13 protein-coding genes and 1 pseudogene are annotated in these 12,296 nt (G+C 41.0%); 10 read left to right on the forward strand and 4 right to left on the reverse strand.

What is annotated here, in order from left to right:
• Nucleotides 1–43: 43 nt before the first annotated feature.
• The 3 genes from MKP07_RS01380 to MKP07_RS01390 form a co-directional block, all read right to left on the reverse strand.
• Entirely contained in the window at nucleotides 44–1,267 is a 1,224-nt protein-coding gene (locus MKP07_RS01380; protein ID WP_240844661.1) for an NAD(P)/FAD-dependent oxidoreductase, read from the reverse strand.
• A 109-nt stretch (nucleotides 1,268–1,376) separates the two neighbouring features.
• Nucleotides 1,377–2,669, reverse strand: a complete 1,293-nt coding sequence (gene dacB / locus MKP07_RS01385; protein WP_240844662.1) for a D-alanyl-D-alanine carboxypeptidase/D-alanyl-D-alanine endopeptidase — start codon at nucleotides 2,667–2,669, stop codon at nucleotides 1,377–1,379.
• Nucleotides 2,670–2,887: 218 nt separating this feature from the next.
• On the reverse strand, nucleotides 2,888–3,661 hold the full coding sequence (locus tag MKP07_RS01390) for a DUF6528 family protein (protein ID WP_240844663.1): 774 nt from the start codon (nucleotides 3,659–3,661) through the stop codon (nucleotides 2,888–2,890).
• Nucleotides 3,662–3,731: 70 nt separating this feature from the next.
• On the opposite strand from MKP07_RS01390, the pseudogene MKP07_RS01395 reads away from it, so the two are divergent.
• From MKP07_RS01395 to MKP07_RS01415, 5 genes and pseudogenes are all read left to right on the forward strand, one after another.
• Nucleotides 3,732–4,246: pseudogene (locus tag MKP07_RS01395) on the forward strand (competence/damage-inducible protein A).
• 8 nt (nucleotides 4,247–4,254) lie between these two features.
• On the forward strand, nucleotides 4,255–4,503 hold the full coding sequence (locus tag MKP07_RS01400; RefSeq protein ID WP_240844664.1) for a hypothetical protein: 249 nt from the start codon (nucleotides 4,255–4,257) through the stop codon (nucleotides 4,501–4,503).
• 76 nt (nucleotides 4,504–4,579) lie between these two features.
• Entirely contained in the window at nucleotides 4,580–5,020 is a 441-nt protein-coding gene (locus tag MKP07_RS01405; protein ID WP_240844665.1) for a CinA family protein, read from the forward strand.
• A 219-nt stretch (nucleotides 5,021–5,239) separates the two neighbouring features.
• The gene (locus MKP07_RS01410; protein ID WP_240844666.1) at nucleotides 5,240–6,562 is read left to right on the forward strand and encodes a dihydrolipoamide acetyltransferase family protein; all 1,323 of its coding nucleotides are present in this window, start codon (nucleotides 5,240–5,242) and stop codon (nucleotides 6,560–6,562) included.
• Nucleotides 6,563–7,005: 443 nt separating this feature from the next.
• Entirely contained in the window at nucleotides 7,006–8,061 is a 1,056-nt protein-coding gene (locus MKP07_RS01415) for an AAA family ATPase (protein WP_240844667.1), read from the forward strand.
• Between the two features lie 174 nt (nucleotides 8,062–8,235).
• On the opposite strand, the gene MKP07_RS01420 is transcribed toward MKP07_RS01415, so the two are convergent.
• On the reverse strand, nucleotides 8,236–9,132 hold the full coding sequence (locus MKP07_RS01420) for a DMT family transporter (RefSeq protein ID WP_240844668.1): 897 nt from the start codon (nucleotides 9,130–9,132) through the stop codon (nucleotides 8,236–8,238).
• 116 nt (nucleotides 9,133–9,248) lie between these two features.
• Here MKP07_RS01420 and MKP07_RS01425 point away from each other — a divergent pair, with 116 nt between their 5' ends.
• The 5 genes from MKP07_RS01425 (at nucleotide 9,249) to MKP07_RS01445 (ending at nucleotide 12,277) form a co-directional block, all read left to right on the forward strand.
• Nucleotides 9,249–9,770 carry an amidinotransferase domain-containing protein gene (locus MKP07_RS01425; RefSeq protein WP_240844669.1) on the forward strand — a complete coding sequence of 174 codons (522 nt, stop codon included), beginning with the start codon at nucleotides 9,249–9,251 and terminating at the stop codon, nucleotides 9,768–9,770.
• Nucleotides 9,771–9,790: 20 nt separating this feature from the next.
• Nucleotides 9,791–10,171: an arginine deiminase family protein gene (locus MKP07_RS01430; protein ID WP_240850607.1), complete on the forward strand. Its 381-nt coding sequence runs from the start codon at nucleotides 9,791–9,793 to the stop codon at nucleotides 10,169–10,171.
• Between the two features lie 156 nt (nucleotides 10,172–10,327).
• On the forward strand, nucleotides 10,328–10,684 hold the full coding sequence (locus MKP07_RS01435) for an arginine deiminase family protein (protein ID WP_240844670.1): 357 nt from the start codon (nucleotides 10,328–10,330) through the stop codon (nucleotides 10,682–10,684).
• Between the two features lie 71 nt (nucleotides 10,685–10,755).
• The gene (gene ctlX, locus MKP07_RS01440; RefSeq protein ID WP_240844671.1) at nucleotides 10,756–11,679 is read left to right on the forward strand and encodes a citrulline utilization hydrolase CtlX; all 924 of its coding nucleotides are present in this window, start codon (nucleotides 10,756–10,758) and stop codon (nucleotides 11,677–11,679) included.
• Nucleotides 11,680–11,761: 82 nt separating this feature from the next.
• Entirely contained in the window at nucleotides 11,762–12,277 is a 516-nt protein-coding gene (locus MKP07_RS01445; RefSeq protein WP_240844672.1) for a DUF1684 domain-containing protein, read from the forward strand.
• Nucleotides 12,278–12,296 lie beyond the last annotated feature (19 nt).

The following is a 12,296-nucleotide window of genomic DNA, read 5'->3' on the forward strand; positions in this document are numbered from 1 at the left end:
TTTGTTTTATGAGATTGTATTATTTATAAAGATAAAAATAAGATTAAAGCGCTGGCAATTTCCACCACTCTTCCTGGTTGCGTTTTCTCCGGATATCGGATACGGCTCCACTCAATATTGCTGAAATCATCACGGCAGGAGACGCCCAGTTCTTAGGCGGTATGCTCCTGGTAGCCAGCAAACCAAAACGCTCCCTGTACTTTTTGTTGGTAAGCACCCATCGCAGCAAACCATTTGCCATTTTAGGAGAAGGAGAAGAAAACATTTCCCGCTTAAGACGGTCTAGCGTAGACATAAACATTGGGTGTAAAGCATCATGCACCTCGCTATTATAGGACTCCATGGCCATATCCCAACTTTTCTTGCCTTCTTTCCAGTCAGTCAGTTGAGATGCCAGTATTTTAGCGCCTAATAAAGCATCGTAAATACCCTGTGCATCATAAGAATCTTTTTGATGATAGGCGTCGCCGGCCAGCGCCCAACCTTTACCGGAAGCCTGCCGGAAAAGGTTCCCCACATTTTTCATACCACTAAGCGCCGTCACCTGTCTGGCATTTTTCAATCGCCCCAACACTCTCGGAAAGGATTGCAGGGTGCTATGATACCATTCATCGACACCTGCCGGTGCATCAAAATAATCGTGGCGGCACTGGGCTAATACTCCTGTAAGTCCTTTACTCGCAGGTATTACCACTGCACTAAAACCATTACATCCTGAATGTATCTGCACCCATTCTTTTTCCAATGCTTTGTAGGGTTCCACACCCTCCCAGTACGCGTAATATACAGCGGTATTATATTGCGTCACTTCTTCAGTAACCACAGCATTAGCTTTTCTGGCAACAATACTGTGCCGGCCATCTGCACCAATTACACAATTTGCTGAAAAAGCTTGCGACTCACCTCCTTTAAACATCCCTATTACACCGTTTACCCTTCCTTCTTCGTTCTTCTGTAATTCCCTTACCGAAAAGTTCTCCAGTTGAGTAACATTGGAAAATCGATCCAGGTTTTTCCATAATGCTTCATCCAAAACCTGCCGGTCTATTCCATACAAAAAATGCCGGCCATATACATCGGGTATCTCAACAAAAGTTCTGAAATACTCGCTCATTTCCAGCGCAACACCGGCAAAACGCGTATTATCCGGAGCATATATTGACTCTTCAATACCAATCTCATCCAGCAACTGCATACCACTGCTCAATAACAAGGGGCATGAAACTACCGAGCGGCCGGGCAGGGTATCCTTTTCTAATATCAACACCTCCAATCCTGCAGCACCCAACCTTGCAGCCAGGGAAGCCCCGCTATACGACCACCTACGATAATAACATCATAAACTTTGGCATTCATAAGTTCTTTTTTAAGTACTTTTATTTTAGCTGATCCAATACGGTATACATCTTCCTGATCAAAGAAAGCTGACTGCCATTATAATTATTAATGATCATTGAAAAAATGTACTCTTTACCTGTTTTTGACTTTTGATAGCCTGTAAAACCCTTTACCCGGTTAATCGTTCCGCTTTTCATCTTCATATCATTATAAAGAGGTATGCCATCATAAAATTCGGGATACCAGGACTGCGCTTTCGCATACTTTAAAACGGTTACTTCTGCATGTGGGGTAATCCTGTTTTGAGGAGATAGACCAGATCCGTCATACAAGTGCATCTCTTCAGGGTCTATGCCTTTCGATTTCCAATACTCCTGCACCGCTTCAACGCCTTTTTCAGTAGTTGCTTCGCCCTTCAGCTGAAGCGCTATCGTCCTGATCAGTGCTTCTCCATAAAGATTCACACTTTTTCTTAAGAACCAGTAAACAATTTTAGCCATCGTTGGAGAAGTATGTGTATAAAGCCAATCAACATTATCATACCTCTTCCCGGTTAGCTGTATATCTTCCTTAACCACCGCGATCCCTTTCAGTTCATTGATGATCGTTTTAGCAAATTGCCTGGAAGGATCATAGATTGAACCGGCTATCGCAAAATCATTTTTACCGGCAGGTATAGTACCCTTCAACACACTATACGTATTCCCCTTGGAAGGATAATACAAACTGGACTCATCACCTGTTTCTTTGCCAGCTGCTCTTGCTTCCGACACAATTTTATAATTATATAGAAAAGGTTTGGTTCTTAAAACAGTTACCGGATCGCCCACATTAGCACCCGACTTTACAATCAGGTCAAATTGATTTTCTCTCCAGTTCAGTCCCTGTGAACCTGCTCCATAGTACTGCCCGATATCTTCCCAGGTCCAGCGTGAAGGCAGGCCATCGTCATTGATCCAATCCTTGCTGCTAATAATAATCGATTCCAATTGCTTAATCCCTTTCGCCCTCACTGCACTTTTGATGGCAGCCAGCACTACTTCTTCTTTCGTACTATCCCAACGCCAGCTCCCCAATGTAGGATCACCAGAGGCTTGTATATAAAGACTTTTGCCTTTGGCCGTGCTTACAATACCCAACTTTGTTTCGTACGTAAAATCTTTTCCTAAAACATCAAGGGCTGTTGCTGCGGTAATTATTTTTTCTGTAGAAGCCGGCGCCAGACCTGTATAGGCGTTTTGTTCAATTACCGGCTCCCCTGTTTGTCCATCAACAACATATAAACCTGCTATCGCAAATTTCAATTGCGGATCATTATTAAATTCATCCATCGCAGTCTTTAACGAGGGCGAACTTTGAGCTACAGCATTGAAATAAAGGAATGAACAAAATACTGTGTGGATTATCTTATTAAACATCGTTGTCATATTGGGCAATTATTTTAACATCCGAACCTTATACAATTTTATATCGGGAATATTAATTATCTGATCGGGCTTTACGCCATAAATATTGAAAGTCCACCAGCTTTGTTCAGCCTGTGTATACACTAGCCTTTGAGAGCTTTTATTATAATTAGCAGCTTTAATATCATGCTTCCCTGCAAGTGGTTCAAACACCGTGAACTTTTCTTTTTGATATCGAAACTAAACACATTGTGATGTGTACTAACCAGCATTTCATTATCACTAACGTACGAAAGATCGTGCCCACCTTCATCGGGCAATGGCCAGCTTTTTTCCAATACTAATAAAGGCTTTGGACTGTTCCAGTTAACCAGGCAATACGATCTAAGCTCATTAAAACCTAAAGCAAAAAGTCTTTTCAGCTTCTCATTCCATATAACACCGTGACCTGAATAAAGAGAATCTTTAAAAAGACAATAGGCGTTTCTTTTACTGTCGTACAACTCTATGCTGTTTCCTTTTGCATGAGTGGACAGCGTAACTGCAATTTTTCCGCCAGGAAGCATTTCTGCCGAATGAGCCATTGGTGAGTTGGCGTAGAATAACACCTTTTTTGATGCAACATCGAGTAAAGCCACTCCGCCGCCGGAAGAAGTAATTAATAATTGTTTGCCGCCCTGCACGGGTTTACATTCATCCAGGGGAACCATTATTTTCCGGTAGGCTTCGGGCAATTCAGTAGCTTCTGCTACTTGCCAGGTCCAGCTTATATGAGCTTTCAATGACGTGGATTTCCGGCTATCGATCATTATTATTTTGTCTCCGCCACAGGCCACCAGGTCAGACTGAGCACTAACGGTACCGGCCATCAACAAAGTAACGAATAAAGAAAAAACGATCTTAACTATTCTCTTCATATAAGCGTGCTTGTAAATTACTTTTCTTGTAAGCTAATTTCAAAGATATTTGTTTTTAAATACAAGTTGAATGAATGCGATCAATGCATCTGTCATTACCATTGGTGATGAATTACTGATAGGTCAGACTATAGATACCAATAGCGCCTTTATAGGCCAGGAACTCAATAAAGCGGGTATATGGGTAAAGCGTCGCGTAGCAGTAGGCGATGTTTACAATGATATATGGAATGCGCTGGATGAAGAAAAGAAATATTCCCGGCTAATCATTTTAACCGGGGGCTGGGACCAACGGCAGATGATATTACCAAACCGCTGCTCTGTGATTATTTTAAAACAAAGCTGGTTCGGAATGAAGCAGTGCTGGCGCATATTCACCATTTGTTTGTGAATGTTTACAAAAGAAAAGTGGCTTTATCTGAGGCGAATATCCGGCAGGCAGACCTTCCTGAAAACTGTACTGTGTTACATAACGAGCATGGATCTGCTGCGGGTATGTGGTTTGAAACAGCGAATCCAGAGGGAGAAAAAGTGATCGTTATTTCAATGCCGGGCGTACCCTATGAGATGAAAAAATACTGGTAAATGAAGCTTTGCCACGAATCAAGGACTATTTCGGCGGCGATATTGTCATTCATAAAGTACTATCAACTTTCGGAATGGGCGAATCAATGGTGGCGGAGAAGCTGGCTACCCTCGAAAGCCAGTTGCCGCCTTATATCAGGCTGGCTTATCTTCCTGGCTATGGTATGGTAAAACTAAGACTAACCGGAAGAGGTAGCGAAAAAGCAAGGCTGGAAGAAGAAATAAATCGTTTTTATGAGGACCTGAAAGCTCCCTAAAAGATATTACTATTGCAGAAAACGATGACACGCTAGAGATGATCATCGGTCAGCTATTGCAAAAACAACAAAAAAGATGGCTACTGCGGAAAGCTGTACGGGTGGCTATATCGCGCATCTTATTACCGGCCTGCCAAAGTCTTCATCCCATTTTAACGGCTCTGCAGTCACTTATAATAATGATGCTAAAGAACATATACTGGGAGTTAGCCACGAAACACTGGAAACACTGGGCGCAGTTAGCGAGGAAACCGCCAGGGAAATGGTAGCAGGCGCATTGGACCGGTTTCAAGCAGATTATTCACTGGCAACAACCGGTATTATGGGACCACCCTCTGACAATGATGAAAAACCGGTGGGAACAGTATGGATAGCCGCAGGTAACCGGGAGCGGGTTGTAACCAGACAGTTAAACCTGGGTTACGACAGACAACGAAACATCCAGAGTACAGCTCTCCAGGCATTAAACCTGTTAAGAAAATTCATTATTGAGGAAGGAAATAAAGAACAGTCTTAAAACCAGGATGTTGTACCTAAAACAAGAAAAAGAACAGGGTCTCGATTAAAAATCGGCTATTAAATATAAGGCAAAGCAAACGCCTGATATCCGGGCGGGAAACTCAACCGGCCATTTAACGTCGTTTCCCTACTTTTGTGAGGCAACATGTTGAGAAAAATGCAGGTTTTGGAGTGCTGGCATAACAAAGTTGTAAGAATTATTTAAACTGATATCACGATGGCAATAGTTGATTTGGTAATGCCTAAACTAGGCGAAAGCATAATGGAAGCGACCATTTTGAAATGGGTAAAAAACGTGGGCGATTCCGTAAGAATGGATGAGACTATCCTGGAAATTGCTACAGATAAAGTAGATAGTGAAGTGCCCAGTACTGCCGAAGGTGTGATAACAGAGTTATTATTCAAGGAAAATGACGTAGTACCCATTGATGCCGTAATAGCAAGAATCCAAACCTCTGGCGGTGAGCCGATAACGACAACTGTTACCGAAGTTAAAACAGTTCAGGATATAGCAGAAAGTACACCAGGAGAAGAGCTTAAAGAAACACCTGCCGAAGTAGTAGCTACGCAAATCAAGAAAGAAACAAAAACACACGGGACAAAATTCTATTCCCCGCTGGTACTCAATATTGCAGCCCAGGAAGGCATTCCACTTAGTGAGCTGGAGCAAATAGCCGGCACCGGCAATGATGGACGTGTCACAAAAAATGACCTGTTGAATTATATAGCGCGTCGCAGTAAAAAGGACGTAACGCTCCCTGTAAAAGCAGTAAGCAATGAAACAGCTCCTGCAACTACTTCTTCTTATAGCAGCCCTGTTACCCAGGCCAGCGGTAATGTAGAAATAATTGAAATGGATCGCATGCGTAAGCTGATTGCAGAGCACATGGTACGTAGCGTACAAACCAGCCCGCATGTTACGAGTTTCAGCGAAGCAGATGTTACCAATATTGTATTATGGCGAGACTCTGTTAAAAACGGCTTCCAGAAAAGAGAAGGCACCAAGATTACCTTTATGCCTTTATTTATTGAAGCGATCGTAAGGTGTATTAAGAAATTCCCGCTGATCAATAGCTCTGTGGATGGAGATAAGATCATCATAAAAAAAGATATCAATATAGGTATGGCTGCTGCTCTGCCTAACGGCAACTTAATTGTGCCCGTTATTAAAAACGCAGATCAGTTAAACCTTGTAGGATTGACTAAGCAGGTAAATCACCTGGCAGATGCAGCCCGGAACAGCAAGCTCAAACCCGATGATACGCAGGGCGCTACTTTTACACTAACCAATGTTGGAACTTTCGGCAGCCTGATGGGCACTCCTATTATCAATCAGCCCCAGGTAGCAATTATGGCAGTGGGCGCTATAAAAAAACGCCCGGTAGTAATAGAAACACCTCACGGGGATAGCATTGCCATCCGCCACATGATGTACATCAGCATGAGCTATGACCACCGTATTATAGACGGCAGCCTCGGTGCTACTTTTGTTACAGCAGTAGCTAAAGAGCTGGAAAATTTCCAACCTCCGGCTTTATAATTTCAAATTCTTCAAAAACATTTTTATTCAACAAAGGGCTTTACGCACTACTTCAGTAGCGCGCAAAGCCCTTTACATATGGGCTACAACGAATAGCAGCATTTTACTGTAAATTTATATTTCGCCAAAACTCTGTTTTTTTGCTAATTTTGGCGGAATATAATTTTTTATAATGTCAAAGCTTATCGGTAGAGATTATGAACAAAATATACTCCGGGAGTCTCTAGGCAATACCAGCTCAGAGCTAATCGCCATCTATGGCAGAAGACGCGTAGGCAAAACTTTTTAATCAGAGAGTTTTTTAAGAAACATATGGTGTTTGAAGTTAGTGGACTCTACAACGGAAACATGAACGATCAGATCCAAAACTTTGCTAAAGAAATTCATAAAAAGACCGTACACTTAAACCCACAATACCAGCTGATTGGCTCACCTCATTTGCATTGCTCGAGACGTACCTGGACAAGCTCAAGAAGCCTGGCAAAAAAATAATTTTTATTGATGAATTTCCGTGGATGGCCACCGCGAGGTCAAAGTTCCTGATGGCATTTGAAAACTTCTGGAACCACTATTGTACGAAACGAAAAGACCTGATTGTAATTATTTGCGGCTCTGCAGCATCTTACATGATACAGAAAATTATAAAAAACAAAGGAGGGTTACACAACAGAATAACCCGGCAGATAAGACTGCTGCCTTTTAACCTCGGTGAAACACAGGAGTTTTTAAAAAGCCGTGGCATTGATTATACATTATATGATATTACCCAGATCTATATGGCGATGGGTGGTGTTCCGCATTACCTTGAAAAATTACGCAAAGGAGCCAGCGTTGCTCAAAATATAGACCAGCTTTGCTTTGAAAAAGATGGCACACTAAGAAATGAATTCAATCAACTCTATGCTTCTCTTTTCGATGAATCGGAGAAACACCTCACTTTAATAAAAACCCTTGCCAGCTCAAATAAAGGCATAACAAGGCTGGAATTGGCCCAAAAAAGTGGTATTACAAGTGGAGGTGATCTTTCCTTAAAACTGGAAGAATTAGCAGAATCTGGCTTCATTAGCGAATACCCTTACTACGGCAATAAAAAGCAACTCATTCTTTACAGGTTATCAGATGAGTATTCGATGTTCTATTTGAAGTTTATACAAAACAACCGGAACAGTGGTTCCGGCACCTGGCAGAAATTATATAAAAGCTCATCCTATATTTCATGGGCTGGCTTTAGTTTTGAAACACTATGCCTGAAACATATTGCCCAGATTAAGAGGGCATTGAGAATCGATGCTATTTTCTCTACCAATAGTAGCTGGTTTAATAATATGGCGCAGGTCGATCTTCTAATCAACAGGGACGACAATATCATGAATCAGTGTGAGATAAAATTTTACAATACCGCTTTCACCATTGATAAGCAATATTACCTGAACTTAAAAATAAAACAGCAGCCTTACAACAGGCTACTCAAACCAGGAAGAACATCTTCATTACCATGATAACAACGTTCGGGGTAAATGAGAACAAGTACAGCCGAGAGTTGGTACAGAACAACATCATACTGGAAGATCTATTTACCCGCTAATTTTATAACTCGCCAAAACTCGGTAAAAAAGGGAGTTTTGGCGAGTTATAATTTTGAATAATGCCGTAGAAAATATCCTGCTCACCGGTCACTTCGGTTCAGCAACCTGCTTGCTACTTCTTCGCAACAGCACCATGTGTAAGACCAAAGTAGACATAATAACTGCCGTACCCAAATAGAAACCCTTGTTCAAAACCTGATTTTCTTTAAACAACAGGAAGGCCATTAGTATGCCATAGACAGGTTCTACACTATAAGAAAGATTTACCGTAAAAGCAGATAACTTTTTTAAAGCATTCATTGAAAACTGAAATGCAATAACAGAGCAAACCCAGGCCAATACCAGCAACCACAAAAAATCGCTTAGCGAGGGAAGCAAACTTTCCACCGGAAATGCCTGAAGGTAAAATGGCATCACCAATGATAGCGTAAGGAAGCCGCCTGTCATTTGCCAGGTAAGTATGGTCTGCATATTGATTCTGCCTAACTTCAATTTTAATAATATAGGGAAAAGTGCTCCAAAAAAAGCAGCCACTAAACCCAATGCAATTCCCACTTTGTAAGTGGTATCAAAATGAAAGATCAGCCAGATGCCTAATACATTCATCAAACCAAACAGCAGCTCTGTCCCGTTGATCCGAACCCTGTTGATCAACGGTTCTAAAAAGGAAGAGAAGAAACTAATAACGGAAAAACAAACCAGGGCGATAGATACATTTCCATACTTTATGGAAGCATAAAAAAACACCCAGTGTAAAGCACTTATAAAACCTACTCCCGTTAAATATAAGATATCTTTTGCCGGAATTTTCTGAATACGTTTGGTAACGTAAAAAAGCACCCATAAGGTAATTGCTGTAATTAACAAACGGTACCATACAATGAGTCCTTCATTAAGCGTAATTAAACGCCCCAGAACACCTGTAAACCCAGCCAGCAATACGGCTATATGTAGTTGAAAAAAGATTTCCTCATGGGGCCGCAAAGCTAGCTATTTTTAAAAAACAAGACGAAATAATCACTTTTTAAAGGTTACGGGTATTAGCGGCCCTTTGCTTATTTTTGGGGGAGCGATCACACTCATTTGTTCGCCCTACAGTTATGCAGGAACAAAAAATCAATGTTAGTTCAGAAACAGGTACGTTAAAGAGACTTTTGGTACATAGCCCGGATAGTGGATTAGGCAAAGTTGTCCCTTCAAAAGCACAGGACTGGCTTTTTGAAGATATTGTGCACCTGGAAACAATCAGGCGTAAGGAGTATGACTACTACACCAAATTATTACTTTATTTTCTCGATCCTGAAAAAATAAAAGGCAGATTAGCTGAAATAGATGATAAAAGAAATGATTACAATTTTTTCAAGCCGTCCAGTAAACATTTCTTTCAATCTACTAATGTGATAGAAATTGAATGGCTGCTGGCTCAGATACTGGAGGATAACGAAATCCGTTCCAAACTGGTGGCATCCGTTTGTGCAATTGAGAATTGCTCCTATAAGGTGCAGAATGAGTTGCTGAATATAGAGGCGCACGACCTGGCCAACGTTTTTATTACCGGTAGTTATAAAAATGCGGGAATGCTATTTCCCCGGTTCCCAATTTTATTTTCACCAGGGATATAGGTATCGTCATTAATGATCATATTCTTTTAAATAAGCCAGCAAAGCAGGCCCGTACCCGGGAGGCGCTGTTGATGAAATACATCTTTTTCAACCACCCACTTTTTAAAAACTATCGCGATAATATTATAGAATTACCAGAAAGCCCCCAGCAATTTTTACTGCCGGCAGATTCAGAAGACAAGCTGGTAACCCTGGAAGGCGGCGACATCATGGTTATTAGCCCGGAACATGTACTGATCGGCGTTAGTGAACGAACTTCTATGGAGGCCGCTCATATTGCTATTAAAACATTATTCGAAAAAAATGTAGTAAAGAAAATATCAGTTATCAAAATCCCTAAAAAAAGGGATTACATGCATATTGATACCATTTTTACCCAGGTTAAAAAAACATGTGGGTAATGTTGGGCAAATTCTCTAGAAAGCATGTAAAAAAGAAGATGCCGACGATATTCAAAAAGCGCTGGACACAAGAAAAAAGAGGAAAGTATCAGCATCATTCAATTTAAAAAGAAGGACATCGGGGATCCTGTTTATTTCGACACCCTTGAAGATCTTTTGATCGATATCAGCAAAAATGATTTGAAATGCGAAGACAAAGTGAAGTTCATATACTCAGGCAATAACGAATTCCCTTTTGATGTACGTGAGCAATGGACAGACAGCTGCAACTTACTGGCACTTAAAGATGGTGTTGTGGTAGGCTACGATCGCAATGACAAAACGCTGCAGGCTTTTGTTAAAGCTGGTTTCAAAGCTGTTCCCGTTAAAGAATTATTGCAACAGCTGGAGACAGACGCTATTACTCCTAAGGACATTAAAAATACGTTCATCATCATGCCTTCGGCAGAACTGTCCCGGGCACGTGGTGGCTTCCATTGCATGAGTATGCCCTTATTAAGAGACGAAGAATAATGTTAAAACAGTTACTTGAAAAACCTTGAAGAAGGCTCCATCACAAATCAACTAACATCTGTCGATAAAAAATGACTACTTCCACCTTATTAATGATTCGCCCGGCGGCATTTGCTTTTAATCCGCAAACTGCTGTCAATAATAGTTTTCAAAAAATAACTGAACAGCTGCATGTACATGAAAAGGCATTGCTCGAATTCGACAATTTTGTTAGCTTACTAGGAGTATACGGTATTAAAGTTACCGTTATACAGGATACCTTAGAACCGCACACACCGGACTCTGTGTTTCCTAATAACTGGATATCTTTTCATGAAGATGGCACTATTGTGCTTTACCCCATGTTTGCCAACAATAGAAAACTGGAACGTAATAAAAGCGTAGTAGAAAAATTAAGCGAGACTTTCTTTATCCGGTCTACCATCGACTTAACGGAATATGAACAAAAAAATGCGTATCTGGAAGGAACCGGCAGCATGGTGCTGGACAGAGATAATGAAATAGCATACGCCTGTCTGTCTCCCAGAACTAATGCCTCTGTTCTATACGACTTTTGTGATTCGATAGGTTATAGCCCTGTATTGTTCAATGCTGTTGATGAAATGGAAAAGGAAATTTATCATACTAATGTTATGATGTGCATGGCTGAAACCTATGTCGTTGTTTGCCTGGACAGTATAAAAGACTCACTGCAAAAGCAGATGTTGGCCGATAAGTTTAATGAAACAGGCAAGCTGGTTATTGAGATCAGCTTACAGCAAATGAATCATTTTGCAGGCAATATGTTGCAGGTAGAGAATATTGCAGGTAATCAATTCCTGATTATGTCAACGCAGGCGTATAATAGCCTGACGGAAGAGCAGATCACTCTTTTGAAATCATTTAATCCGATCATTCATTCGTCGCTTAATACGATTGAACAAAATGGCGGAGGCAGCGCCCGATGCATGATGGCAGAAGTCTTCCTACCCTTAAAAAACAACAATTTTAACTGATGATAAAATGGTATGCTTTTTTCTTTGCGTCTTTTCAATGAAAAGTTTTAACACTGAGGCACAGCAATCTTACAGCGACAGTTTGCGAGCTTTTATAAACAACTATACGCTTAACCATGGGGTAGTAAAAAACCAGGACCAACAGTATTTACAATTTTTCCCCATAGATGAAAAGGCAAGAATAAATGCTCGTTTTGAACCGGTAAAAAATGCAGAATGGTTTATCCTGCCCACATCAAGTGGCCGTTCTAAAATGTACCGGCAATATGGAAAGCTTCGTTTTGTTTATGAAGATGTCGCGCAAGAATTATACGTTTATCAATCGCAAGCATTATTGCTGGATCCTAAACATGCAGACCACCTGTTCCTGCCTTTTACTGATCTTACCACAGGCCAAGAGTCTTATGAAACAGGGAGATATATTGACCTCTCCATTTCTGAGATAAAAAACAATCAAGTAACAGTTGACTTTAACAAAGCTTACAACCCTTATTGCGCTTATATTTCGGGCATCTACAGCTGTCCTATACCACCTAAAGAGAACCGGTTAAAAGTGGCTATTAAAGCCGGAGAGAAAAAGTATCTAAAGGCACATTAGAAAGGAGCAAAACCTGTTA

It is taken from the genome of Paraniabella hibiscisoli, assembly GCF_022512515.1.
GTDB lineage: Bacteria > Bacteroidota > Bacteroidia > Chitinophagales > Chitinophagaceae > Niabella > Niabella hibiscisoli.